Annotated in this window: 24 protein-coding genes; 12 read left to right on the top strand and 12 right to left on the bottom strand. The window is 71.9% G+C overall.

Annotated features, from left to right (window positions below; genetic code table 11):
• Positions 1-32 precede the first annotated feature (32 nt).
• The 7 genes from HUT18_RS00470 to HUT18_RS00440 form a co-directional block, all read right to left on the bottom strand.
• Positions 33-365, bottom strand: a complete 333-nt coding sequence (locus HUT18_RS00470) for a TcmI family type II polyketide cyclase (RefSeq protein WP_176096755.1) — start codon at positions 363-365, stop codon at positions 33-35.
• 80 nt (positions 366-445) lie between these two features.
• Positions 446-925 (bottom strand): SRPBCC family protein, encoded by a 480-nt coding sequence (locus tag HUT18_RS00465; RefSeq protein ID WP_176096753.1) that lies wholly within the window; start codon positions 923-925, stop codon positions 446-448.
• Positions 922-1,185 (bottom strand): acyl carrier protein, encoded by a 264-nt coding sequence (locus HUT18_RS00460; RefSeq protein ID WP_176096752.1) that lies wholly within the window; start codon positions 1,183-1,185, stop codon positions 922-924. Before HUT18_RS00460 ends, HUT18_RS00465 begins: the two co-directional genes overlap by 4 nt.
• A gap of 79 nt (positions 1,186-1,264) precedes the next feature.
• Positions 1,265-2,521: a beta-ketoacyl synthase N-terminal-like domain-containing protein gene (locus tag HUT18_RS00455; RefSeq protein WP_176096750.1), complete on the bottom strand. Its 1,257-nt coding sequence runs from the start codon at positions 2,519-2,521 to the stop codon at positions 1,265-1,267.
• A gap of 17 nt (positions 2,522-2,538) precedes the next feature.
• Positions 2,539-3,786, bottom strand: coding sequence for a beta-ketoacyl synthase (locus HUT18_RS00450; protein ID WP_176096748.1), 1,248 nt, complete (start codon positions 3,784-3,786; stop codon positions 2,539-2,541).
• Positions 3,783-4,241: a cupin domain-containing protein gene (locus HUT18_RS00445; RefSeq protein ID WP_176096746.1), complete on the bottom strand. Its 459-nt coding sequence runs from the start codon at positions 4,239-4,241 to the stop codon at positions 3,783-3,785. The genes HUT18_RS00450 and HUT18_RS00445 overlap by 4 nt, the downstream gene beginning before the upstream one ends.
• A 174-nt stretch (positions 4,242-4,415) precedes the next feature.
• Positions 4,416-5,582, bottom strand: a complete 1,167-nt coding sequence (locus HUT18_RS00440; protein ID WP_254878362.1) for a SchA/CurD-like domain-containing protein — start codon at positions 5,580-5,582, stop codon at positions 4,416-4,418.
• Positions 5,583-5,974: 392 nt separating this feature from the next.
• Between HUT18_RS00440 and HUT18_RS00435 the strand changes: the two genes are divergently transcribed.
• Together HUT18_RS00435 and HUT18_RS00430 are read left to right on the top strand one after the other, a co-directional pair.
• Positions 5,975-7,663 (top strand): FAD-dependent monooxygenase, encoded by a 1,689-nt coding sequence (locus HUT18_RS00435; RefSeq protein WP_176096742.1) that lies wholly within the window; start codon positions 5,975-5,977, stop codon positions 7,661-7,663.
• Between the two features lie 81 nt (positions 7,664-7,744).
• Complete coding sequence (locus HUT18_RS00430; protein ID WP_176096741.1) at positions 7,745-8,134, top strand: ketosteroid isomerase family protein; 390 nt, start codon at positions 7,745-7,747, stop codon at positions 8,132-8,134.
• Positions 8,135-8,180: 46 nt separating this feature from the next.
• Here HUT18_RS00430 and HUT18_RS00425 read toward each other — a convergent pair whose 3' ends face one another.
• Positions 8,181-9,377 carry an ROK family transcriptional regulator gene (locus HUT18_RS00425; RefSeq protein WP_176096739.1) on the bottom strand — a complete coding sequence of 399 codons (1,197 nt, stop codon included), beginning with the start codon at positions 9,375-9,377 and terminating at the stop codon, positions 8,181-8,183.
• A 152-nt stretch (positions 9,378-9,529) separates the two neighbouring features.
• Here HUT18_RS00425 and zwf point away from each other — a divergent pair, with 152 nt between their 5' ends.
• The 5 genes from zwf to HUT18_RS00400 are packed head-to-tail and all read left to right on the top strand — an operon-like array spanning position 9,530 to position 15,827.
• Positions 9,530-11,005 (top strand): glucose-6-phosphate dehydrogenase, encoded by a 1,476-nt coding sequence (zwf, locus tag HUT18_RS00420; RefSeq protein ID WP_176096737.1) that lies wholly within the window; start codon positions 9,530-9,532, stop codon positions 11,003-11,005.
• Entirely contained in the window at positions 11,002-12,831 is a 1,830-nt protein-coding gene (gene edd / locus HUT18_RS00415) for a phosphogluconate dehydratase (protein WP_176096735.1), read from the top strand. Before zwf ends, edd begins: the two co-directional genes overlap by 4 nt.
• Complete coding sequence (glk, locus tag HUT18_RS00410; protein ID WP_176096733.1) at positions 12,828-13,832, top strand: glucokinase; 1,005 nt, start codon at positions 12,828-12,830, stop codon at positions 13,830-13,832. Before edd ends, glk begins: the two co-directional genes overlap by 4 nt.
• The gene (locus HUT18_RS00405; protein ID WP_176096731.1) at positions 13,829-14,464 is read left to right on the top strand and encodes a bifunctional 4-hydroxy-2-oxoglutarate aldolase/2-dehydro-3-deoxy-phosphogluconate aldolase; all 636 of its coding nucleotides are present in this window, start codon (positions 13,829-13,831) and stop codon (positions 14,462-14,464) included. The genes glk and HUT18_RS00405 overlap by 4 nt, the downstream gene beginning before the upstream one ends.
• A gap of 31 nt (positions 14,465-14,495) precedes the next feature.
• Positions 14,496-15,827 carry an MFS transporter gene (locus tag HUT18_RS00400; RefSeq protein ID WP_176096729.1) on the top strand — a complete coding sequence of 444 codons (1,332 nt, stop codon included), beginning with the start codon at positions 14,496-14,498 and terminating at the stop codon, positions 15,825-15,827.
• Here HUT18_RS00400 and gntA read toward each other — a convergent pair.
• The gene (gene gntA, locus HUT18_RS00395; protein WP_176096727.1) at positions 15,770-16,459 is read right to left on the bottom strand and encodes a guanitoxin biosynthesis heme-dependent pre-guanitoxin N-hydroxylase GntA; all 690 of its coding nucleotides are present in this window, start codon (positions 16,457-16,459) and stop codon (positions 15,770-15,772) included. The genes HUT18_RS00400 and gntA overlap by 58 nt on opposite strands.
• Positions 16,460-17,069: 610 nt before the next feature.
• On the opposite strand from gntA, the gene HUT18_RS00390 reads away from it, so the two are divergent.
• From HUT18_RS00390 to HUT18_RS00375, 5 genes are all read left to right on the top strand, one after another.
• Positions 17,070-17,960 (top strand): SDR family oxidoreductase, encoded by an 891-nt coding sequence (locus tag HUT18_RS00390; protein ID WP_176096726.1) that lies wholly within the window; start codon positions 17,070-17,072, stop codon positions 17,958-17,960.
• A gap of 233 nt (positions 17,961-18,193) precedes the next feature.
• Positions 18,194-18,316 (top strand): hypothetical protein, encoded by a 123-nt coding sequence (locus HUT18_RS34120; protein WP_303246526.1) that lies wholly within the window; start codon positions 18,194-18,196, stop codon positions 18,314-18,316.
• On the top strand, positions 18,313-19,878 hold the full coding sequence (gene crtI, locus HUT18_RS00385) for a phytoene desaturase family protein (protein WP_176096724.1): 1,566 nt from the start codon (positions 18,313-18,315) through the stop codon (positions 19,876-19,878). The genes HUT18_RS34120 and crtI overlap by 4 nt, the downstream gene beginning before the upstream one ends.
• Positions 19,865-20,860, top strand: coding sequence for a phytoene/squalene synthase family protein (locus tag HUT18_RS00380; RefSeq protein ID WP_176096722.1), 996 nt, complete (start codon positions 19,865-19,867; stop codon positions 20,858-20,860). The genes crtI and HUT18_RS00380 overlap by 14 nt, the downstream gene beginning before the upstream one ends.
• Entirely contained in the window at positions 20,857-21,885 is a 1,029-nt protein-coding gene (locus tag HUT18_RS00375; RefSeq protein WP_176096720.1) for a DUF5914 domain-containing protein, read from the top strand. The genes HUT18_RS00380 and HUT18_RS00375 overlap by 4 nt, the downstream gene beginning before the upstream one ends.
• A gap of 1 nt (position 21,886) precedes the next feature.
• Here HUT18_RS00375 and HUT18_RS00370 read toward each other — a convergent pair whose 3' ends face one another.
• From HUT18_RS00370 to HUT18_RS00360, 3 genes are read right to left on the bottom strand one after another with little or no spacing between them, the layout of a single operon-like run.
• The gene (locus tag HUT18_RS00370) at positions 21,887-23,446 is read right to left on the bottom strand and encodes an FAD-dependent oxidoreductase (RefSeq protein WP_176096718.1); all 1,560 of its coding nucleotides are present in this window, start codon (positions 23,444-23,446) and stop codon (positions 21,887-21,889) included.
• A complete protein-coding gene (locus HUT18_RS00365) occupies positions 23,443-24,174 on the bottom strand; it encodes a class I SAM-dependent methyltransferase (protein WP_176096716.1) in 732 nt (243 codons plus the stop codon). Before HUT18_RS00365 ends, HUT18_RS00370 begins: the two co-directional genes overlap by 4 nt.
• On the bottom strand, positions 24,171-25,394 hold the full coding sequence (locus HUT18_RS00360) for a lycopene cyclase family protein (protein ID WP_176096714.1): 1,224 nt from the start codon (positions 25,392-25,394) through the stop codon (positions 24,171-24,173). Before HUT18_RS00360 ends, HUT18_RS00365 begins: the two co-directional genes overlap by 4 nt.
• Positions 25,395-25,396: the final 2 nt, after the last annotated feature.

Below are 25,396 nucleotides of genomic sequence, written 5' to 3'. Positions count from 1 at the left end.
CCTGTTCGTCGGGCTCTGCCGGGTCGGCGCCCTCAGCCGGGTGCCTCGCGCTCCCAGCGGTAGAACTCGTGGGCCATCGCGTCCTTCGGGCTGCGCCAGGTCGCCGGGTCGTACGCCTCGACGTACGCGGAGAGCCGGTCGCTGATGCTGCGGAACTCAGGATGCGAGGCCACCTTGGCCACCGCGGGTCCCGGCGGCTGCTCGGCCTCGATGAGATGCAGATACACCTCACCGAACTGGAACAGGCTGCGGCCGGTGATCCCGACCAGATCGGGCAGTTCACCCCGGTCGGACTCGGCGAAGGCCCGCGCGATCTCGGGCGCCGACTCCGGAGCCATCCGGGCGACGATCAGTGCACGGTGCATGAGGTGTCCCTTCCGGCCGGGCGCCGCTCGCTGGGGACGCTGCCGTGGCGGAGCGCCCCCGGCGGCGGGCGGCTCAGGGGTCAGCGGGAGGGTCCGGAGGCCGACTGGTGCTGGCGTGCACGGTGCTCGACCTTGTCGCGGATCAGTTCCATCTGGGTGCGGGAGTTGCGGTTGATGAGCTCGGTCATCTGACCGTCGTCGAGCGGCGCTTCGGGCCGCATCGCGAAGTCCTGCGTCCAGTGCATCCGGGTGCCCTCGGGCGTCGGCGCGTACTCCCAGCGGATGTCCATGTGCCGGAACGGTCCGGGTTCGACACGGCGGGCGTTGACCACGAGCCCGTCGCGGTCGGTGACCCGTTCGGACACCCAGCTCCACACCTTGCCCTTGTCGTCGGGATGCATGGTGAGCCGGAACCTGGTGGTGTCGCCGTCCCGGTCCAGTACGTCCACGGCCGAGTACTCGCTGAACAACTGCGGCCAGTTCTCCAGGTCGTTGGTCATCTCCCAGACCAGGTCGACGGGTGCCGCGATGGCGATCTCGTTCTCGGTGTGTCCGGTCACGAGCGGACTCCTTCCGCGAGTGCGGTGTTGACGGTCCTGATGAACGTGTCGGGGGTGGCGCAGGTCTCCGCCTCGTTCGGCAGCGACGTGCCGTACTTGTTCTCGAGTTCGGTGACGATGCCCAGCAGACCGAGCGAGTCCAGGCCGTAGTCGGCGAAGGTCGAGGACGGTGCGCCCTCCATCGCCCGTGGGTCGGCGGTGACGCCTGCCCCGGTCTTCATCAGCGAGGCCAGTTCGTCGTAGGTCAGTTGAGCGGTCATGGATCTCACTTCCTTGTGTGGTCCGCTTCGGTCTTGAGGGCGAGTTGGGGGGAGGCCGTGGGTGGGGGTGCGCCTCCTTTCATGCGACGGCCGGGTCGCCGAGCCCCAGCACCAGGGCGGCGTTCGCGCCGAGCAGGCCGCGGCTGAGCACCAGCGCGGTGCGCAGTTCGGCGCGGCGTGCGCGGCCGGTGACCAGGTCGAGGTCGTGGCAGGTGTCGACGATGCCGGGCGTCGGCGGCACCAGGGACTGCTCCATGGCGAGCACCGCGGTGGCCGCGTCGAGTACGGCGGCTCCGCAATGGGCGCGCCCGTACCCGGTCTTGGGCGCCGTGACCGGCACCCGCCGGGCATGCGGGCCGAGCGCGTCGGCGAGGGCGCCCGCCTCCGCGCGATCGGCGTCGGGGGTGCCGAGGGCGTCGGCGAGTACGAAGTCGACCTCCTCGGGCGCACGTCCGGCCTCCGCGAGCGCGCCCCGTATCGCGTGCGCGAGCCCGGCTCGCGTACGCTCCCCGGCGTGCGCGCCGCTGAAGGTCGCGGCATGCCCCAACACCCGTGCCCGCACTCGCTGTTCGCGCTCCCGCGCGCCGTCCTCCGTCTCCATGACGAACATCGCGCCGCCCTCGGCGGGCACGAATCCGCAGGCGCCCCGGGTGAACGGCCGGTAGGCGCGGGCCGGGTCGGCGACGGTGCTCAGCTCCGGGTAGCCGAGCTGGCACACCATCGAGTACGGCGCGAGCGGTGCCTCCGCCGCGCCGACCACGACGGCCCGGGTCCCCCGGCGAATCTGCCGGGCGGCGTGCGCCAGCGCGTCCAGCCCGCCCGCCTCGTCGGCCGCGACCACCCCGCAGGGTCCCTTGAAGCCGTGCCGGATGGAGATCTGGCCCGTGCTGGCCGCGTAGAACCAGGCGATGGACTGGTACGGGCCCACGTGCCGACTGCCCTGCGCCCACAGGTTCTGAAGCTCGCGCTGCCCGAACTCGCCGCCCCCCGAGCCGGCGGCGGTCACCACACCGATCTCGTACGGGGAAACGCTCGGGGCCTCACCGGCGGGCGGCAGATCGGCGTCGTCCAGGGCGAGGGCCGCCGCGGCCATCGCGAAGTGCGTGAACCGGTCCGTCTGCACGAGGAGCCGGTCGTCGATCACATCCGCCGGATCGAACTGCCGTACCTCGCCCGCCACTTGGAGGGGAAGCTCCGCGCAGCCCTCGCGCGAGACTCTGTCCAGGACCCGGATGCCCTCCCGGGTCGCCTTCCAGAAGGCCTCGGCGCCGACGCCGCCCGGCGCCACCACGCCGATCCCGGTGACCACCGGGTGCCGTGAGTCGTGAGAACTCATCGTCTGCTCCTGCCGTTTCACCGCAGTACGACCGCGGACTGGAAGCCGCCGAAACCACTGCCGACCGACAGCACGGTGCGCAAGGGCATGCTGCGCGCGGTCCTCGGCACGTAGTCGAGGTCGCAGACCGGGTCCGGCTTCTCGTAGTTGGCGGTCGGCGGCACCACCTGGCGGGCCAACGCCAGTACGCAGGCGACCAGTTCGATGGCACCGATCGCGCCGAGCGAGTGTCCGACCATGGACTTGATGGAGCTCATCGGCACCTCGTAGGCGTGCGGACCGAGCGCGCGTTTGACGGCCGCGGTCTCGTGCCGGTCGTTCTGCTGGGTGCCCGAGCCGTGGGCGTTGACGTAGTCGACGTCCGAGCCGTCGATCCGGGCCTGGTCCAGGGCGTCCTCGATGGACTTGGCCATCTCCAGGCCCTCCCGGGTCAGCCCGGTCATGTGGTACGCGTTGCCGTACGTCGCGTAGCCGCCGATCCGGCAGTAGACGCGTGCGCCGCGGGCCCGCGCGTGCGCCAGGTCCTCCAGGACGAGTACGGCGCCGCCCTCGCCCATCACGAAGCCGTCCCGGTCCGCGTCGAAGGGCCGCGAGGCGTGCTCCGGGTCGTCGTTGCGGGCCGAGGTCGCCTTGATCGCGTCGAAACAGGCCACTGTGATCGGGGAGATCGGCGAGTCCGAGGCCCCGGCCAGGCAGACGTCCAGGCGGCCCTCGGCGACCGAGTGGAAGCCGTACCCGACGGCGTCCAGGCCCGAGGTGCACCCCGTCGACACCGTCTGCACCGGGCCGCCCGCCCCGACCTGCTCGGCCACCTCCCCGGCCAGCGCGCTCGGCTGGAAGGCGCGGTGCAACTGCCCGCCCGCCCGTGTGTGGTCGACGTCCCAGCGGGCGCCGTGCTCGCTCACGTCCACGTAGTCGTGTTCCAGCCGGGTGGTCCCGCCGACCGCGGTGCCGAGCGACACCCCGACCCGCCACGGGTCCTCCGCCGCCGGGTCGAGCCCGGCGTCGTCCAGCGCCTCGCGTGCGGCCACCTTCGCGAACTGCACGTAGCGGTCGGCCCGTTGGGCGTCCTGCTCGTCGAGTCCGTGCCGCGCCGGGTCGAAATCGCACTCCGCCGCGATCCGGGAGCGATAGCCCGCCGGGTCGAACAGGGTGATGCCGCGGGTCGCCGTACGCCCGGACGTCAGCAGGTCCCAGAACTGCGGCACGTCGCCTCCGCCCGGCGCCACCACGCCGAGTCCGGTCACCGCCACCGGCCTGTTCATGAGGAACTCCGTGCGCCCTTCGGCGAATCCGCGGCGGCCGGGCGCGCGGCCGCTCCCGGCGCGGGATCCTCGGCGCCCTCGGTGTCCACGTGCCCGAGCTCGGGCCGCGGTGCCAGCGGCCCGAGATGGAAGACCATCCGGACCTCGCCGTCCCCGACGTTGCGGAACCGGTGCCGCGTGTACGGCGGGATGAGCAGTCCGTGGTCCGGCAGCAGCGGGTGCGCCACGCCGTCCAGATCCACCTCGATCTCGCCCTGCACCACGTACACGAACTCCTCCGAGTACGGGTGGTAGTGCTCACCGATCCGCTCGCCCGGCCGGATCAGCGCCATCCCCATGAATCCGCTGGTGGCACCGACCGCGGTCGGGGTGAGCATGGCGCGCAGATCGCCGCCGCGGCGCCGGTTGGGCGGGGTGTCGTCCAGGGCGACGATGCGTGCGGGGTGCTGGTTCATGGGGGATCGACCTCCAGGGGCGCGTGCGTGGTTGTGGGCAGGGACGGGGCGCGGGCCGGCGGGTGACGGCCGCTCGGTGGGCGGCGGAACGGGCGCACGGCGGGGAAGGCGGCACCGAAGGGTTCGTGCCCGGTGCGCTCCGGGTCCCGGTCGCTCGTGCCAACTCCCGCTTTCTCAAGCGGCGTTGGCCGTATCGGTCACCTCCGCCGGGTCGGCCGGTCCGGCTCTGCGGTCGGTGACCAGGTCCATCCGGCAGCGCGCGAGGAAGCTTTCCAGGCCGACCGCGGTGGTGAGCTCCCGTGCCCCGTCGGTTTCGACGAGACGCGCGAGTACCGCACCGGCCCGCCGTCCGCTCACGCCGAGCACCCGAGCGGAGTGCTCCGCAGGTGGCGCGTCCGTCTCCACCAGCCGTACGACCACGTCGTCCTGCTGGAACACGGTGCTCGCCGCGACGGCGTCCGGGCCCTCGCGCGCGGCCCGTACGTCCTCACGGGCCAGCAGCCGTGCCACGGCCGTACCGCAGCCGGACCGCACCGGGTAGAGAAACGCGTGGCGCGGCGCCGCGCCGGGATCGGCCGCCGGGTCCGCGATGCGGTGCACGGCGGGCAGCGCGGCGCGGGTGAAGAAGCGGCGGGCGGACGTCGGGTCGTCGAGATCGCGGTCCTGCTCCAGGTAGGGATTGACGGCCCGTTCGACCTCCCGGATCTCCGGCTGCCGCGCCACGTGCCGCAGCGCCGTGACCAGATCGCCCTGCACCTCCACCGCCCGTACGACCCGATGGCCGTGCATGAACAGGGTGGTGCGCACCAGACGCGTATGTGCGTCGGCGCGGGCCTCGGGGGAGCGGTACCCCGCGAGGATGCGCGCGACCTCGCCCTCGCTGCCCGGCTCGACGGTGAAGGTGAGCGCGTGACGGACCAGACCGTCCCCGAAGCGTGGCGCCGCGACGGCGTCGCGGGTGCCCGACGGCACGGTCCCCGAGGTCTCCCGCAGGATGCTGAAACGCAGTGACCTGGTGTCCCGTACACAGCTGTTGAGCGGCTGGACCATATCCAGATGGGCCTCGCTGTTCACCCAGGCGAGGAACGGTGGCGCACTCTCCCACTCGCTGGTCAGCAGCCACTGCGACGGGTTCTCGATGGACTGGCACAACTGGTCACTGAGATGGCCCGGTACGGACGCCACCCGGTGGCGAAGCTGCTCGTAGGCCTCCAGAAAGCGCTGCTGCGCTCCCTCGTGGACCTCGATCAGCAGGACCACCCGGACTCGCGACCCGTCGAAGGCCGACTGGGTCACGAGGGCCGATGCGTCCCGAGACACGTCCTGCGACACGAGCGTCACGGCTCCCAACTCCTTCCGGAACCGGGCACGCCCGCGCCCGTGCGCGGGCGGCCCTGGCGGGGATCGGGGACAGGGACAGTTGGACTTGTCCGGCGCTCGCTCACCGGTGAACCACCGGAGCGGGCCCCCGGCGCACGGACCTCGAGTCCGCCTGCGCGACGCTCGCGCACGGGCCGGGCCCGCCGAGGCACCAGGGGCGCCCGACGACCGCCGAAGCGGGTGACAACGTTGCTCACGGACCACCGTGCCCGCAGGCGTCCGTTCAGGCGACTTGAGTGGGCTGATCGAGTGAATCCCCGCGAGGTGGCCCGGCACTTCGGGGACCCATGGATACCCGTGCGATCCCGCCCTGGAACCCCACCGCCCCATGACAGAAGGAGCTGTTGACGGGTATGTCCGAAACCACCGTCGAGCACCGCGTCCCGGTCCTCGTCGTGGGCGGGTCCCTGACGGGCCTGTCCACCTCACTGTTCCTCAGCCGCCGCGGCGTCGACCATCTCCTCGTCGAGAAGCACTCCGGCACGTCCCACCATCCGCGCGGCCGCGGCAACAACGTCCGCACCATGGAGCTGTTCCGGGTCGCGGGCATCGAGCAGGACATCCGCAGGGCGGCGTCCGTACTCGCCGGGAACCACGGCATCCTCCAGGCGCCCTCGCTGACCGGTGACGAGCAGGAGTGGCTGTTCAAGCAGATGGATCCGGGCGGCGGCCTGGCCCGCTTCAGCCCCAGCGGCTGGTGCCTGTGCAGCCAGAACGACCTGGAACCCGTCCTCCTGGAGCACGCCCGCCGCCTCGGCGGCGACCTGCGCTTCGGCAGCGAACTGCTCTCCTTCGAGCAGGACGCGGACGGCGTCACGGCACTGGTGAAGGAGCGCGACAGCGGCACGCACTGTACGGTGCGCGCCGACTACCTGGTGGCCGCCGACGGCCCGCGCAGTCCGGTACGGGAAACACTGGGCATCGGCCACGACGGCCCGGGCGACCTCTTCCACAACGTGAGCGTCACCTTCCGCTCCCGGGACCTCGCGCCGATCGTCGGCGATCGCCGCTTCATCGCCTGCTACCTCACCAACCCGGAGGCGGACGGCGCTTTGCTCCCCGTCGACAACGAGGAACAGTGGGTCTTCCACGCCCCCTGGCATCCCGACCGGGGCGAAACCCTCCAGGACTTCACCGACGAGCGCTGCGCCCGGCACATCCGTACCGCCGTCGGAGAACCTGGACTCGACGTCGAGATCACCGGCAAGGCCCCCTGGCACGCGGCCGAGCGGGTGGCCCAGCGCTTCCGCGACGGGCGGGTGTTCCTGGTCGGCGACTGTGCCCACGAGATGTCACCGACCGGGGCGTTCGGCTCCAACACCGGTATCCAGGACGCCCACAACCTCGCCTGGAAACTCGCCGCCGTGCACCACGGCTGGGCGGGCCCCGCCCTCCTCGACAGCTACGACACCGAGCGGCGCCCGGTCGCCGGGGCCACGGCCGCGCGCGCCTCCGCCCGCTCCGCCGAGCACAAGCACCCCGGCTACGTACCGACTCCCGGCCCCGGGGGAGGAGGCGGCCAGCCGGGCGGCGGAAAACCCGGCGCTGGAAAGCCCGGCGGCGGAAAGCCGGGCGGCATCCTGACCGTCGCGCTCGCCTACCGCTACCCCGCGGGCGCCGTGATCGGAGCCGACCCCGAGATGCCGGTCGTACCCGACGACATGCGCCTGAACGGCGAGCCCGGCACCCGGGCCCCGCACCTGTGGGTGGACCGGGCAGGGCAACGCCTGTCCACCCTGGACCTGTACGACCGTTCCCTCGTCCTGCTCACCGGACCGGACGGCGACCACTGGCGCACGGCGGCCGAACGGCTCGCGGCCCGGCTCGAACTCCCCCTGGACGCCTTCCGGGTGGGCCCCGGGCCGCAGTGCGAACTGGTCCCCGAGGGCAACGACGACTGGGCTCGGCTGCACGGCGTGGAACCCGGCGGCGCGGTCCTCGTACGGCCCGACGGATTCGTCGCCTGGCGGTCGGTGCGCGCCTCCGACGATCCCGAGGGCGAGTTGCACTCCGTACTGACCACGCTGCTCGGCCGCCGCTGACGCGGCGCGAGCTCGGCCGCACGGTCCGCGGAAAATGAACCGGGAGTGAACTGGGCCCGGCGACTTTGCTACCCTCCGCGCATGCCCGATCACAGAACCATCGCGGACCGGTTCTTGGACTTCTACTACGGTGCGCTCGGCGGCCCTCCGGCCGGTCTCGACGTGCTGTACGACGACACGTCCCGGTACCGGACCGGCGGCCGCGAGGCCTCCGGCCGTACCGCGATCATGTCCCTGATCGACCACCGTCTTGGCGGCACCCACAAGATTCTGACCGCCATGGCCCACGAGGCGGGCGGCCGGAGCGAGGCGGGCAGCGTGATCGTCGCGGCGACCGGCATCTCCTTTTCGGGCACGGACGGGGCGGCGATCCCGTTCATCGAGACCTTCCGCATCACACCGACCGAACCCGAGGACGAGGCGCCGCCGTTCCTCATCGCGGTACAGAACTTCCAGCCCTCGCTGAACTGAGCGCAGGCGCCCGGGAATTGGGCTCCCGTCGGTCGGGGGTGCCGGGTCAGTGCGCGGCGCGCCCCCGGCCCCCGATCGTCGCGTCGACGGCACGGGCCGACAGGACCTCTTCGAGCACCATCGCCGCCGAGGCCGCGACTCCGGAGTGCTCGTGCTGGGAGCTGGACTCGAAGCGCAGGCTGCGGGTGACCGCGGTCGTCGAGCGCTGGTAGATCAGCTCCCGGATGCCGGCGACCAGGGGCTCGTAGGCCTGTGCGAGGTCGCCGCCGATCACGATCAGCGCCGGGTTGAGCAGGTTGACCGCCCCGGCCGTGACCTCGCCGATGCGGCGACCGGCTTCCCGGATCAGCCTCAGTGCCTCCGGGTCGCCGTCGCGGGCGAGTTCGGCGACGCCCAGCGCGTCGGCCACCGGCCGCCCCGCGTCGGCCAGTTCACGTACCAGGGCCCAGCCCCCGGCCACCGCCTCCAGGCAGTCGCTGCTGCCGCAGCGGCAGGCCGCGCCGCCCGCGTCGGACACCTTGATGTGGCCGAGCTCCCCGGCGGCGCTCAGCGCGCCCCGCTGCAGCCGCCCGCCCGCGATGATGGCGGCGCCGATACCGGTGGACGCCTTGATCACCAGCAGGTCGTCGACCTCCGGGTGCACCCGGTGCTCGGCGAGGGCGAGGGCGTTCACGTCGTTGTCGACCCGGACCGGCACCGCGAAGCGCCGGGTGAAGAACTCCGCCACCGGGATGTCGCCCCAGCCCGGCTGGAGTGAAGGGCTCACGCTGCGGCCTGTGGTGGCGTCGATCATGCCCGGCACGCTCACGCCGACACCGCGGATCTCGTGCCCGGTATGTCCGGTCGCCGCGAGGAGTTCCTGAAGGCTGTCGACGGCCGAGGTCAGCAGCGCCTCGGGGCCGCGGCTGTTGTCCACCGGCAGCTCCGACTCGCGCAGTACCCGGCCGGCGAGATCGCACACGGCGAGCTGCGCGCGGCTGGCGCCGAGGGCCGCCGCCAGCACGATGCCGCCGTCGACGCGGAACTCAAGGCGGACCGGCGGCCGGCCACCGGTCGAGCCGCCCTCGGCCCGTTCCGCGACCAGGCCCTGCTCCAGGAGCTGGTTCACGCGCAGGGTCACGGCGGTTCGGGACAGTCCGGTGATCCGGCCGATATCGGTACGTGTCGCGGCCTGCTGCTGGTGGATGAGTCGGAAGACCTCCCCGGCCGAGGATCCGGGCGTGGACATCGGTCGCCCTGCCATGCCGCGCCTGCCTTCCGCCATGTGACATTCCGGGGCTCGTTCGCCGAACCCCAGCTTACTAATGAACATTCAGTACGTAAGTTTGCTTGATGAGAAACGTAAGTGGTTCTAGTGTGTCGCTCGCTACGGACCACCGCTCCGAGGAGTCACCCATGCCGACACAGGTCGCCCCCGACTGCGACATCGTCGTTTTCGGCGGCACTGGCGACCTCGCCGTGCGCAAGCTGCTGCCCGCGCTCTATCTGCGCGACAACGACGGCCAACTGGCCGACGGCGCACGGATCATCGCCGTCTCCAGGGCAGGGCTCGACACGGCCGGATACCGCGACAAGGCGGCCGCCGAGATGCGCGCCTTCGTCCCCGCGAACGCGTGGAACACCGCCGCCGTGGACCGCTTCACGGCCCGGCTGCACCACGTCACCATCGATGTCCTGGAGCACGACGGCTGGCACGAGCTGACCGCCCTGCTCGACGCGGCCGACGGCGTCCGTGTCTTCTACCTCGCCTGCGCACCGAGCCTCTTCGGCCCCGTCTGCGCAGGACTCCAGGCCAACGGCCTGACCGGCGAGCGCTCCCGGGTCGTCCTGGAAAAGCCCATCGGACGCGACCTCGCCTCGGCCCGCCGGATCAACGACGAGGTCGGCGCGGTCTTCGCGGAGGAACAGATCTTCCGCATCGACCACTACCTCGGCAAGGAAACCGTCCAGAACCTCGTGGTCCTGCGGTTCGCCAACGCCCTTCTCGAACCACTGTGGAACTCCGGCTCCATCGACCACGTACAGATCACCGTCAGCGAGGACATCGGCGTCGGCGGGCGGGTCGGCTACTACGACACCTCCGGCGCCCTGCGCGACATGGTGCAGAACCACCTGCTCCAACTCCTGTGCCTGGTCGCCATGGAACCGCCGAGCCGGTTCGAGGCCGACGCCGTACGCGACGAGAAACTCAAGGTGCTCCAGGCGCTGCGCCCCCTCGCCGGCGCCGAGGTGCACCGGGACACCGTCCGCGGCCAGTACGTGGCCGGGCTCGTCGACGGCAAGGCCGTACCCGGATACGCGCAGGAGCTCGACGGCGCGGCCAGCCGTACCGAGACCTTCGTCGCCCTGCGGGCCGAGGTGCAGAACTGGCGCTGGGCGGGCGTCCCCTTCTACCTGCGCACCGGCAAGCGGCTCGACCGGCGGGCCTCCGAGATCGTCGTACAGTTCCGGCCCGTACCGCACTCCATCTTTCCCGGCGTCGGCGACGAGGCCCTGGCCCCCAACCGCCTGGTCCTGCGGCTGCAGCCCAATGAGGGCATGCATCTGCACCTGGTCACCAAGGAACCCGGGCCCGGCGGCGTACGGCTGCGCGGCGTGCCGCTCAACCTCAGCTTCGCCGACACCTTCAAGTCCCGTACCCCGGACGCCTACGAGCGACTGCTCATGGACGTCGTACGCGGTGACCCGACCCTGTTCATGCGCCGCGACGAGGTCGAGGCCGCCTGGGCGTGGGCGGAGCCGATCCTCGCCGCGTGGAAGGACTCGGGCACACCGCCCCGCCGCTACAGCGCCGGCACCAGCGGCCCCACCGCCGCCACCACCCTGATCGAACGCGACGGCCGCACCTGGCACGACGAGGAAGCGATATGACTCTCCACCCCACCATCGCCGCGGTGACCCAGCGGATCACCGACCGCAGCGCACGAGGCAGGGCCGCCTACCTGGACGGCGTCCGCGCCGCCGCCTCCCAGGGACCCGCGCGCGGCGCGCTCGGCTGCACCAACCTGGCGCACGGCTTCGCCGCCTGCGGCCCCGCCGAGAAACTCGGCCTGCGCGGCACCGTCAAACCCAATATCGCGATCGTCTCCGCCTACAACGACATGCTCTCCGCGCACCAGCCGCTGGAGACCTACCCCGCGCTGCTCAAGGAGGCCGTCCGCGAGGCCGGGGGAGTGGCCCAGTTCGCGGGCGGCGTGCCCGCGATGTGCGACGGCATCACCCAGGGCCGCGCCGGGATGGAACTGTCCCTGTTCAGCCGGGACGTGATCGCGATGGCGACCGCCGTCGCCCTGTCCCACGACATGTTCGACGGCGCCCTGCTGCTCGGCGTCTGCGACAAGATCGTGCCCGGTCTGGTCATCGGCGCCCTGTCCTTCGGGCACCTGCCGACCGTCCTCGTCCCCGCGGGCCCGATGACCTCCGGCCTGCCCAACGCGGAGAAGAGCCGCGTCCGCCAGCTCCACGCCGAGGGCAAGGCGGGCCGCGAGGAACTCCTCACCGCAGAGGCCGCCTCGTACCACAGCCCCGGCACCTGCACTTTCTACGGCACCGCGAACTCCAACCAGATGCTCATGGAGGTCATGGGTCTGCATCTGCCGGGCGCCAGCTTCGTCAACCCGGACACCGCACTGCGCAGGGAGCTCACCCGCGCCGCGGGCCGTGGGATCCTCGAACTCACCGCGCCCGCCGGGCAGTACACCCCGATCGGCGAAGTCGTCGACGAACGCGCGATCGTCAACGCGGTCGTCGCCCTGCTCGCCACCGGCGGCTCCACCAACCACACCCTGCACCTGGTCGCCATGGCCGCCGCCGCGGGCATCGACCTGCGCTGGGACGACTTCGCCGAACTCTCCGCGGCCGTCCCCTCGTTGACCCGCATCTACCCCAACGGCACCGCCGACGTGAACCACTTCCACGCGGCGGGCGGCACCGCCTTCCTGATCGGCGAACTCCTCGACGCGGGCCTGCTCCACCCCGATGCGCGCACCGTCACCGGCAGCAGCCTCGCCGAGTCCTACCGCAGCGAACCCACCCTGGAAAACGGCCAGTTGGTGTGGCGCAAGGGCCCTGCGGCCTCTCTCGACGAGAACGTGCTGCGCCCGGTGGGCGAACCCTTCGCCCCCGACGGCGGACTGCGGATGCTGGACGGCAACCTCGGCCGTGCCGTCATCAAGGTCTCCGCCGTCCAGGCACAGCACCGGGTGGTACGCGCCCCGGCCCGCGTCTTCGACGACCAGAGCGAGTTCCTGGACGCCTTCGCCGCCGGAGAACTGGACCGCGACCTGGTGGCCGTCGTCCGCCACCAGGGCCCCCGCGCCAACGGCATGCCCGAACTCCACAAGCTGACACCCGCGTTGGGCGTACTCCAGGACCGCGGCCACGCCGTCGCCCTGGTCACCGACGGCCGGATGTCCGGCGCCTCGGGCAAGATCCCGGCCGCCATCCACCTCACCCCCGAGGCGGCGGCGGGCGGCCCCATAGCCCGGCTGCGCGACGGCGACCTCATCGAGGTCAACGCCGACACCGGCACGCTCGAAGTCCTCCTCGACGCCCACGAGTTGGCGAACCGCGAGGCCGACACCAAGCAGGCACCCCCGGTCACCGGCACCGGCCGGGAACTCTTCGCCTCCTTCCGCTCCGCCGTCGGCGCCGCCGACCGCGGTGCGAGCGTGTTCGCCCACGGGGAGGCGCGGTGACCGAGCCCAGCCCCCAACACCCTTGGCTGGTCGCCGACATCGGCGGCACCAACGCCCGCTTCGGACTCGTCACCGACGCCTCCCGCCGCCCCCGCGGCGTGAAGGTCCTGCGGGTCGGCGACCACCCGGACCTGGCCGACGCGGCCGAGACCTACCTGGACCACGTGACCGGGCAGGCGGCACGCCCCGAGGCGGCCTGCGTCGCCGTCGCCGGACCGGTCGAGGGCGACAGCTTCCGGCTGACCAACGCGGCCTGGAGCTTCTCCATCGCCGACACCGGGCGCCGCCTGGGCATGGACACCTTCGAGGTCATCAACGACTTCGGCGCCCAGGCCATGGCACTGCCCCACCTGGACGACTCGGCGGTACGCCGCATCGGCCCGGCCCGGCGCGTCCCCGGCAAACCCATGGCCGTCATCGGCCCCGGCACCGGACTCGGCGTCGCCGGACTCCTGCCCACCGACGACGGCTGGATCCCGGCCACCGGCGAAGGCGGGCACGTCACCCTGCCCGCCGAGACGCCACGCGAGGCCGACGTCATGGCCCTGCTCAAGGCCGAACTGGGCGGCGTCGGCGCCGAGTACCTGCTCTCCGGACCCGGACTGGCCCGCCTGTACCGCTACTTGAGCGTGCTGGAGGGAACCGGCGCCGAGGCCCTGCGCCCCGAGGAGATCTGCCGCCGCGGCCAGGACGGCACCGACCCGCTCTGCGCCGAGGCACTGGACATGTTCTGCGCCCTGCTCGGCGCCTTCGCCGGAAACGTGGCCCTCACCCTCGGCGCCCGCGGCGGCCTCCTCCTCGGCGGCGGAATCCTCCCCGCCATGACCGACGTCCTCCTGCGCAGCGACTTCCGCCGCCGCTTCGAGAACAAGTCGCCCATGACGCCGTACGTGACCGCCATCGCCACCGAACTGATCACCGCGCCCGCGCCCGCACTCCTCGGCGCCACGGCCTGGCTCGCCCGCCACCTCAGACACCAGGGAGCTCTGACCCCCGCATGACGCCTGCGACCACCAGCCCGCTCGACCTCTCGCCCGTCATCCCCGTGGTGGTCCTGCGCGACGCCGCGCACGCCGTCCCGCTCGCCCAGGCCCTGGCCGCGGGCGGCATCCGCACCATCGAGATCACCCTGCGGTCCGAGGCCGCCCTCGAAGGCGTACGCCGCATCGCCGAGGAAGTCCCCGAGATGGCCGTCGGCGTCGGCACCCTGACCACGCCCCGCCAGGTCAACGAAGCGGTCGCGGCCGGCGCCCGGTTCCTGGTCAGCCCCGGCTGCACCCCGCGCCTGATGTACGCGATGACCGACTCCGGCATCCCCTTCCTGCCCGGCGTCGCCACCGTCTCGGAGGTCCTCACACTGCTCGAACGCGGCATCCACGAGATGAAGTTCTTCCCCGCCGAGGCCGCGGGCGGCGCCGACTACCTCAAGTCGATCGCGGGCCCGCTGCCGCAGGTCCGCTTCTGCCCCACGGGCGGGATCACCCCCGCCGGCGCCCCGAAGTACCTCGCCCTGCCCAACGTCGGCTGCGTCGGCGGGTCCTGGCTCGCCCCCGCCGACGCCCTGGAGAGCGGGGACTGGGCCCGCATCAAACAGTTGGCGACCGAGGCCGCGGCCCTGACACCATCCCGGTGACCCCGGCAGCACCCACCGTTTCGGAGAATCCTTGCCCCTCTCGTACCGCAGGCTGTTCTCCGTAAAGGGCGCGGGCGCCTTCACCGCCGCCGGATTCCTGGCCCGGCTCGCGCTGGCCATGACCGGGGTGAGCACGGTCGTCATGATCGCCTCGCTCCGTGACTCCTACGCGCTGGCCGGGCTGGTGGCCGGGGCCTCACTGGCCACCACGCTGGTCACCATGCCGCTGCTCGGCAGGCTCGTGGACCGCCACGGCCAGGCGAAGGTGGCCGTCCCCGCCGCACTCTGGTCGTTCGCACTGTCCGGTGCGCTGGTCGCCTGCGCGGCGGCCGGTGCACCGACCTGGACCCTGTTCGTCACCGGTGTCCTGTCCGCCACCGCGCCCAACATCGGCGGCATGGCCCGGGCCCGCTGGAGCGAGATCTTCGACGGCGACCCCGACGCCATGCACGTCGCCAACTCCTTCGAACAGGTCCTGGACGAGCTGGGATTCATCCTCGGACCGATTCTCGCGATCGCCCTGTGCACCGCGGTGGCTCCGGAGGCGGGACGGATCACGGCGTTGGTCCTCACCCTGGTCGGCACCGTGCTGTTCGCCGCGCAGCGCGGCACGCAGCCGCCGGTGCGCCCGGCCGAGGGGTTCGGCGCACGCTCCCCGTTCCGCAGCGGCGGCGTACGGATCATGATGCTGGTGTTCGTCTTCGTCGGTGCCGTGTTCGGCTCCCTGGAGCTGGCCACCGTCGCGTACACCGAGTCGCTCGGCCACGGCGCGAGCGCCGGAGTAGTCCTCGCCCTCCAGGCCGTAGGGTCCGCCCTGTCCGGTGTCCTGTTCGGCATGCTGCCGCTACGGGGCGGCCACACCGCCCGCTTCGTGGCCGGGGTCGCGGGCATGGCGGTACTGATGTCGCCACTGAACCTCGCCGGGGACATCGGCCCGCTGTGCGCGCTGATGTTCCTCGCCGGGATGGCCACCTCACCGACCATGATCACCGGCATGTCGCTGGTTCAGGAACTGGTCCCGCGCTCCCAGCTGAACGAGGGCATGACCCTCGCCGTCACCGGTCTGCTCGCGGGCATCTCCCTGGGCGGCACGGCAGCGGGCTGGTCGGTGGAACACTGCGGCCCCGACACCGCGTACCGCCTGCCGACCGCCCTCGCCGCGACCGCCCTGGTGATCGCCCTGCTCGGCGCGAGGCGGCTGCGCGGCGGCCTCGCGCCGAGTGCGGCAAGGGCCTCCACCTCCGGCGATCAGCCGGACGAGGAGGCCCTGCGCATACCTCGGGTTCGGGAACCGAAGGTGACGACTCAGACGCGAGCGGAGAACGGACAGCCCCAGTCGGCGGGCTTGCGGCGGCCCGAGTAGCGGCGGGCCTCCGAAAGCTGCTCGTACTCGACGAGGTTGGGGTTGATGTCCCCCGACAGCGCGATGTCCTGCTTACGTATCTTCTCCTGGAGCCGCTCCCACTGCCCGGCCTCCTTTATCCGGTCGAACTGCGCGTGCGAGTTGAACGCGAGCATCGGGAACGGAGGACGGCGGCCGATCCGGCTGTGGGTCTCGTGCAGACCGATGACGAAGAACGGGTGCCCGGCGACGCTGAACGCGAAGCCCCGCTCGTTCGGGTCGGAGCGGTATCCCTCGGCCCAGCGGTGCGTGAGGTGGTCGTGGTCGTGGATCGCTTGCAGGTGCTCCCACATCCGGTCCTCGAACTCGGTGTCCGGGATGTCGAGGGGACCGGAGAACGTGGCGATGAAGCTGGTGAAGGGCTTCGCCTGCCAGTCCGTGGTCTCGACGTAGGTGTGCAGATCCGCGGTCATCCGGCGGGCGGCATCGTCGTCCCCGAGCCAGGTGTAGTGATGATGGCTGATGCCGCCGCGCCGCCAGGCCGAGCGACCGGCCAGGCAGGGAAACGAGTCGCCGAGGAGGAAGCGTTCCACTTCGGCGGCTGCGGCGTCGGCGTCGGCGGTGATGATGTCGGCGGCGGCGTCAACCAGCATGTTCGTGACCTTCTGTGAGGGGGACAGCACGTGAGGGCAGCCGTTTGGGAAGTCACGGACGGCTGCGTACGGCTCGTCGATTCTGTCCCTCACTGTCGGCGGTCCACCGGACCACCAAGCCACCACGTTCAAGCGGTCAAAGGATGCCATCGGCTCCGTCCGGGAGGCGAACGGGGTGCGCGGGCCGCGCTGTTCCGGCCTTCGGCGGTCCGGGTCCGGCAACAGTGCCGAGGCGACTGGGTACCGGTACACGCGTGCGACGCTCGTCCACACTAAGCCCTCCCCGAACCAACCTCATAGGGCGCAAGCCACTCGTAATCGCCCAGATCCCCCCTTTCTTGTGTGATCTGCGCCATTGACGGTTCCTCCTCCGGAACTCCCGGCCCTTGGGACGCTACTTCCGCCCGGGTCCCCCCGGTGCCCCGCGGACCCCAGACGGCGACGAAGTCCGTCAGGTCGCCTTCCGACGGGGCCGGCCCGCCGGCGTGAGCCGAACGATCCAGCAGAGCGCGGCGATGTGTACGTGTAGCGACATGTGGTGCGTGCCGGGCCGGTTCCTTCGCTCCGGCCTACCGTGGCCAAGGGCGGAGCCCGACCAAGGAGGCGTTCGATGTCATGTGGGACGAGCCCGCTGCGCGGCAGGACGGCTGTTGTGACGGGAGCTGCCCGTGGCCTGGGTGAGGCCATGGCCAGACAGCTGTCCGACCGGGGCGCGAAAGTGGCGCTGCTGGGCCGGGAGGAACAGACACTGGCCCAGGTCCGCGACTCCCTGCCGGGCGAGTCGTGGTGCTGGGAGGTCGACGTCACCGACGACGCCGGGATGGCCCGAACCGCCGCGGAGGTCCGCGAACGCCTCGGGCACCCGTCCGTGGTGGTTGCCAATGCGGGTGTGGCGGAAGGCGGGCCCTTCGAGGAATCGGACCCGGCGACATGGCGGCGAGTGATCGAGGTGAACCTGATCGGCAGCGCCGTCACCGCCCGGTCCTTCCTCCCGGCACTGCTCGACACCCAGGGCTACTTTCTCCAGGTCGCGTCCTTGGCGTCCATCGGTGCCTCTCCCATGATGAGCGCCTACTGCGCGTCGAAATCCGGGGTGGAGGCGTTCGCCCACTCGCTACGCGCAGAACTGGCCCACCGGCACGTAGGTGTCGGCATCGCCTACATCAACTGGACCGACACCGACATGGTTCGCGACGTCGACGAGCATCCGGTCCTGCGCGAACTGCGCGGTCACATGCCGCCTCCCGCCCGCAAGGTGTACCCGGCCGCGCACGTCGCCGGGCGGCTGGTCTCGGTGATCGAACGGCGGCGACCGACCGTCTACGTGCCCTCCTGGCTGCGTGCCGCCCAGTTCGTGCGTGCCGCGATGCCGCCTGTGGTCACGATGCTCTCGCGGCGGGAACTCCCGCGGCTCGCTTCGAGCGAGCCCTTCGTAGCCACTGGGCTTCTCGGAGCCGGTGGCCGGGCGGACCTCGGGCACACCGGCCCGGCCGACAACTGACCGAGCGAGGGTGCCGACTCGCTGCATTCGAGGGCCGGGCCGGAGAGTACGCCTGCCCCTGTGCCGCCAGGAGCGGGCACGCGGCGACCGACCGCTCCGGACGCCTCGTGTGAGCCGTCGGGGTGAGCCGCGCCGCAAGGAGACAGCGCACCGGGCAGGAATGACCGCATCCGTGCACGGGCCGAAGTCCGAAGTGGCTCAAGACGCACGGAAACGGGACCGAAGGGGTGTCCATGAAGAGCGCGCTCTGCACCGTGGAACGACCACTCGTCCCGGGCGTGTGCCCGGGCGGGGCCGACACCCGCACCACCCATGCGCTGCGGGCCGCCGCCCGGAGAGAGGAGGACGACGCGTGAAGACCGTCCCGGGGACGACCGAGCACGTCGTGGTCGTCGGTGCCGGCCTCTCGGGGCTCGCCGCCGCGCTGCATCTCCTCGGCGCGGGCCGCCGGGTGACTGTCGTCGAACGGGACGCCGGCCCCGGCGGCCGTGCGGGCAGGCTCGACCTGGGCGGCTACCGGCTCGACACCGGGCCCACCGTCCTGACCATGCCGCACCTGGCGGACGAGGCCTTCGCCGCCGTCGGCGACAGCCTGTACCGGCGTGTGGAACTGATCGCGCTGCACCCGGCCTACCGGGCCCGGTTCGCCGACGGCAGCCATGTCGACGTGCACACCGACGCGGAGGCGATGGAGGCGGAGGTGCGGCGTTTCGCCGGAGCTGCCGAAGCCGCCGGATACCGTCGGCTGCGGTCCTGGCTCGAGCGGCTCTACCGGGCGCAGATGCGGCGCTTCATCGACACGAACTTCGACTCACCCCTCCAGCTCCTGCATCCGGATCTCGCCCGGCTGGCCGCCCTCGGCGGCTTTGGGAGACTGGATCGGCATATCGGCAGGTTCCTCACGGACCCCCGGCTGCGGAGGGTGTTCTCCTTCCAGTCGCTGTACGCGGGCGTGGCCCCCGCCCGCGCGCTCGCCGCCTACGCCGTCATTGCCTACATGGACACGGTCGCCGGCGTCTTCTTCCCCCGCGGTGGCATGCATGCCCTGCCCCGGGCCATGGCTGACGCGGCGGAAGACGCCGGGGCCCGCTTCCACTGGTCGGCCGAAGTGACGGCACTGGAGCAGTCGTCCGCACGCGTTACGGCCGTGCGGACGGCGTCGGGTGAACGCATCGCCTGTGACGCGGTGGTCCTGACGCCCGACCTGCCGGTCGTGCACCGTCTGCTGGGGCGCGAGCCCCGGCGGCCGGTGAGGCTGCGTCATTCCCCGTCCGCCGTGGTCCTGCACGCCGGTACGGACCGCACCTGGACGGGGCTCGCGCATCACACGCTCTCCTTCGGCGCGGCATGGGAGCGGACTTTCGATGAGCTGACGCGTACGGGCGAGTTGATGAGCGATCCCTCGCTGCTGATCACCCGCCCCACCTCGCACGACCCGCAACTGGCGCCGCCGGGCAGGCACCTGCACTACGTCCTGGCGCCGTGCCCGAACACCACCGCAGGTCCCACGGCCGGAGCCTGGCACGAACTCGGACCGCGTTACCGGGACCGTCTCGTCTCCGAACTGGAGCGGCGCGGCTTGCACGGGTTGGGGGACAGCATCGAGGCAGAGAGGCTGATGACGCCGGCGGACTGGACGTCGCAAGGTCATGCGGCGGGGACGCCGTTCTCCGTCTCGCACACGTTCGCGCAGACCGGCCCGTTCCGGCCCCGCAACCTGGTGCGGGGATACGACAACGTCGTCCTCGCGGGCTGCGGCACGGCGCCTGGAGTGGGGGTGCCGACCGTGCTCATCAGCGGCAAGCTGGCCGCCGCCCGCATTACCGGCCCCCGCGTTCACACGCATTCCAGGCGTTGCCCGGAGCGCGTGCCGAGCGCTGTCCCGTCCGTGAAAGCAGCGTGCGATGACCCGTCGTGAGCTGGACGCCGCCGGCGTCACCGACCCTGACCTGCGCGCGGCCTACACCCAGTGCCGACTGCTCAATGCCCGCCACGGCAGGACGTACTTCCTGGCCACACGTCTGATGCCGGTAGAGCGCCGCTGCGCCGTGCACGCGCTGTACGGCTTCGCCCGATGGGCCGACGACATCGTCGACGACCTCGACCGCCGGCAGCCGGCTGAGCAGCGTGACCGCCTGCTGCGGCTGCTGGAGAGCGACCTCGCGCAGGGTCTTCGTACGGGCCGCGGCAACGAGCCGGTGGTCAAAGCTGTGGCGGACACGGCAGAGCGTTACGCGATCGACCCACAGCTCTTCGCCGACTTCATGGCCTCCATGCGCAGTGACCTGAGCGTCACGGACTATCCGACGCACGCGCACCTGCGCGCCTACATGCACGGTTCGGCCGCGGTGATCGGGCTGCAGATGCTTCCCGTGCTCGGGACGGTCGTCCCCCGTGAGGAGGCGGCCCCGCACGCGGCGGCTCTCGGCGAGGCGTTCCAACTCACCAATTTTCTCCGCGACGTGGGCGAGGACCTGGACCGTGGTCGCGTCTACCTGGCCGCGGACCTGCTCGCCGCGCACGGCGTTGACCGGCCGCTGCTCGAGTGGAGCCGCCGCACCGGGCGCCGCGACCCGCGTATCCGTGCGGCCTTCATCGCCGCGGAGGCCATGATCAGGGGCGTGTACCGGGAAGCGGAGCCCGGAATCGCCATACTCGATCCGCGGACAAGGCCGTGCATCCGTACCGCGTACCTCCTCTACCAGGGCATTCTCGACGCCATCGCGGCCGACGACTACGCCGTGCTGCACCGCCGCTCGGTGGTGGCGCGTCGGCGCCGGGCGCGCACAGCCGCGGCCGGAGTCGCACGCGTCCTGGCCGCCCGCGTATGCCCCCGGCCGCCCTGCCCGCCGCCAACGGTGCGCGGGGCAGTGGCCGGCAGGGAGGGATCGGACCGATGACGCGGGGAGCGGACAAGGCGCGCTGGACGTCCCCCTTGAGGGTGCGCCGGGGACCGGGCTGGGCGGCCCAGACACCGACCTGGCAGCAGGCGAAGCCGGCACTGATCGACGAAGCGCTCGAACGCGCCGAGGCACGGCCCTCGGGCAACTGGTTCGTCGTCGGCGCCTCCCGGGATGTCGTCGCCGGCAAAGGCCCCCGCGGGGGGACGGTAGGCGGAGTGGAGGTGGTGTGGTGGCGCACGGAAGGCGGTGAGCTGCGGGCAGGTCCGGGCGCCTGCCCGCACCTGGGAGCTCCGCTGCGGGACAGCAGGGTGGTGTGCGGCGCCCTGGTGTGCCACTGGCACGGACTGGCTCTGGACGGCAGCGCGTTCGCCGGATGGGATCCGTATCCCGTCCAGGACGACGGGGTGCTGGTGTGGGTTCGCCTCGACGAGTTCGGCGGCGAGGAGCCGCTGGAGCGCCCGGTCGTGCCCGCCCGGCCGCCCCCAGGCAGTGGGGTGGACGCGGTCTTCACGGCGGTCGGGCAGTGCGAGCCGCGGGACGTGGTCGCCAACCGGCTCGACCCCTGGCACGGCTCCTGGTTCCACCCGTACTCGTTCGTCGACCTGCGCGTGGTGCGGACTCCGCGGGGCGAGCTCGACGACGCCTTCGCCGTCGACGTCTCGTTCCGGGTCGCGGGCCGCCTGGTGGTGCCCGTGCGGGCCGAGTTCACCGCCCCCGAGCCCCGAACGGTCGTCATGCGCATCACCGAGGGTGAAGGAGCCACCTCGGTGGTGGAGACCCACGCCACCCCCCTGACGCCGCGAGGCGACGCAAGCCCCCGGACCGCCGTCGTCGAGGCCGTCGTAGCGGCTTCGGAGCGACGCGGCTTCGCTCTGGCGCGTGCCGCCGCCCCGCTGCTGCGCCCGCTGATGCGCCAAGCGGCCGGCCGGCTGTGGCGCGACGACCTGGCCTACGCCGAACGCCGCTGGTCCCTGCGCGGCACCGGCCGCTTCCCCGGCCGAAGGCCCCCTGGAACGGGGTGATTCAGCCGCGATCGGCCAGATTGGCGAGGGCGCGCAGGGCCCACGAGCGGCCGGCACGCGGAACCGTCCACAGCACCTGTCCGCGCACTCTCCAGGCGGCGAGCAGGGCGTTGGCCGCCACAAAGCCCGAGGTCGCGGCACGTTCCATCAGAGCCACGGGAAGACCGGTGCGGACCAGATCGCCCGCGACCATCACGCGCGGGTGAGGAGTTCGTACGGACGGACGGCGGTCGTAGCCGCCGACGGGGAACAACGGGCAGTCGGCCCGCCATTCGTGGCGGGCATCGACGATCCGGGCGTCCCGTGTCTCCGGGTACACCGAGTGCAGCTGGGCGATCAGCCTTTCCTGAACCTTCTTCGGCTCCGCGCGCTCCTCGACGGCGTAGGCGTGCAGTTCCACCACCGAGCCGCCGGTGCGCGCTGCCCAGCGGGCCGCTTCGCCCTCCCAGCGGTCGAGGACGCTGACGTTGTCCAGGTCTCCGAAACCGCTGGTGCCGAGGAAACCGGCACGATCCTCACGTACGGCGCGGTCGAGCCAGAGCCGTGAGACGAGGAACGGCGGTGCGGTGCGCAGGCCGGCGATGTCGCCGCGCCAAGCGGCGTTGCCGAGACCGGGTGAGGCGGCCACGACCCGGCGAAGACCGGGTACGTCGAGGGCGAGGACCGCCGCCTGGTGGCGCTCGGCCCTCGTGTCGGTCTCGACCTCGAGATCGCCGTCGTCGATGGGCCGGACGCCGTGGACGGGCGTGCCGGTGCGGATGTCGACACCGAGCCGTTCCAGGTAGTCGCCGAGCGGCTGCCACAGGGCTTGCGGGAAGGGTTCGCGTGGGACGTCGAAGAGGAGCCCTTCGGACGAGCCGAGGAAGTAGATGTGGAACATCAGCAGCAGTTCGGCGGCGGACAGTTCGCGCGGGTCGGCGAAGAAGCTGCGGGAGAAGACCTCGAACGCGAGGTGGTGGGCGGCTTCGGGAAACCGGATACGTGCGAGGAGGTCCGTCGCACTGAGCGCGTCGAAGCGTTCGTGGACTTCGGGCACCTGTACGTCGAACAGGGGCAGCGCGGCGCGTGGGTCCATGGAGGCCAGGTCGCGCCATCCGAATGTCGGGCTCAGGAAGACGAAGCCGAGCGCGCTCCAGGGCGGTGTACGAGGTACGCGGGCGAAGCTGTCGGTCAGTCCGTTGCTGTGGCGCAGGGGGTAGTCGGGAAGAGCTACGAGGCGCGAAAGCGTCGGATCGGTGCGTCGCAGCAGGCCGCGCAGGTTGTAGTACTGGCGGAAGAAGGCGTGGAAGCCTCGGCTCATGGTGGCCTCGGAGCCGTCCGTGAGGCGGGTGCGCCATCCGGCGAGGCGGCCTCCGAGCGAGGCCTCACGTTCGTAGAGGGTGACGCGTACGCCGCGTTCGGCCAGTCCTGTCGCCGCGGCGAGGCCGGCGATGCCGCCGCCGATCACGGCCGTACTGGGCGCGTCGCCGGTGAAGCGGCCACGGCCCCGCGCGGGCATGATCTTCTCCGCCTTCCGGTCCCTGCCACGGCGTGCGACGTTCTCGTGGGGGGACGCGTTCATGAGACCGCCGCCTTAGCGGACGGGGAGCCGCTGTGGCCGAGGAAGGTGTGGACGATGCCGGTCTGCCATCCGGCGACAGGGATCGTGCGAACGTCGGCGAAACCGGCCCGGGTGAGCCGGGACGCGAAAGCGGGGGCGGTGTCGAACGCGAGCACGCTGCGCCTCAGATGGTGGTAGAGGTCGCGGTCACCGGTCAGGGTGCCCGCCGGGATGATCACACCACGGCATACGGCGTTCCACAGAGTCCGGTGGGCCCGGGAGCCGCTGAGGCTGTACTCGTGGACGGCCAGGCGCCCGCCGGGCAGCAGCAGCGCCCGCACGGAGGCGAGGACGGCGTCCGGGTCGGTGACGTTGCGGAAGAGGTACGCGGCGAGGACGGCGTCGAAGGGCCCTTGGCCGCTCGTGTGAAGTTCCTCCGCGGTCAGATGCAGGAACCGGACCCGCGCGGGCCACGGCTTGGTGAGTGCGCGTTCCAGCATCCCCGACGAGGCGTCGACGGCGGTGATGTGTGCGTACGGTGCGGCTTTCAACAAGGCCCTGGTGGAAGCTCCCGTGCCGCAGCCGAGGTCCAGCAGGCGCAGGCCGGCTCCGCCGCGCGGCAGTCGGAGCCGGCGCGCCGAGCGCAGCAGGTCGGCGCGGTAGCCCGGATTCATGGCCGTGAGGCGGTCGTAGGTTTGTGACGCGTGGTCGAAGGCGCGCGCGAGGTCATGGTCCCGCAGTAGCGTCATCGCAGGCTCTCTTCGGGTCGGATGGCGATGTCCGCTGCCCGTGCCGGGCGGCGGGGCAGGAACGGCAGTTCGGCAACGGTCCGGAGCATGGGGCCGACGGGGGTGCGCAGGCCGATGCCGAACTCCTCCCACGGTGTGGTCCGGCCGTCGAGAAAGCGCAGCAGCCGCTCCATCGGGGTCCGGGCGAAGAGGTCGGTGAAGAAGCGCGGGCCGTCGATCCGTCCGGTGTCGAGCGCCCGCAGCAGTACCGCGTCCATGGCCAGCGCCCGGCGTCCGTGAGGCCGGGGCACGATCTCGCCGCCGGTGCCTAGCGCGGCGGCGATCGCACGGCTCTGGCGCTGGATGGCGGCGAAGGTGTAGCCGGTGGCCGGACGGGTGGCGCCGCCGGCCGCCCCGATACGGAAGACCGAGTGACCGATCCGGCGCGCAAAGCGGGCGTCGGTCATGGGGATGACGCCCTGCTCGGCGGATTCGACGATGAGGGGGCCGAGTCGCAGTACGTCCGTCGTGTAGTGCCGCAGCGCTGTCTCGTACGCGGCGGTCGACAGCGGAGTCCGGGAGAACTCGGTGTACTCGACCAGCGCCCGGTCGGGCGCGAGTGGGAGGACGTAGCCGAAGGCGAGCCCCTGGCGCGGCTGCGGCACCCGGAAGTCCATCAGGTCCGCCACCTCGGGGTCGAAACACGGGGATGCCGTGCGCACGAACCAGCCGCGGAAGTGCTGCAGCAGCAAGGTGCGGGCCGGCGGCATCCGGCGCAGGGGCCGTGAGTCGAAGACATACCGTCCGCGCAGGGTGAGCCCGCGCCCGTCCGCGGTCGTGCAGTGGACCTCTGCCCCGCCCGGCACGTTGTCCGCGGCGTGCGCCGTGGCGCGGACGATGCGTGTGGCGGGGTACTGCGTCAGCCGGGAGCGGACCCATTCCTCGAAGGGAGCCGACCGCAGCATGTGGTAGCGCAGCGGCGCTGGTTCGCAGGTGACGACCGCACCGTCTGCTCCCGTGATCCGCAGCCTCGACCAGGAAGCGACGACGGCCTCCTCGTAGTCGTCGGGGCCGGCGTTCCAGTAGCACCAGGTGCGCTTCGCCGGCCGCAGCGGGCCGTCTTGGGCCTCAACGACCGTTACGGCCGTGGTACCGGTCTTGGTGAGCCAGTGCGCCAGAGAGAGTCCGGCTGCTCCGCCGCCGATGACGACCGCGTCGGCTTGTCCGCTGTGCTTGGGCACGT

The organism is Streptomyces sp. NA04227 (assembly GCF_013364195.1).
Lineage (GTDB): Bacteria > Actinomycetota > Actinomycetes > Streptomycetales > Streptomycetaceae > Streptomyces.
This window is presented reverse-complemented; position numbering and strand designations above follow the sequence as displayed.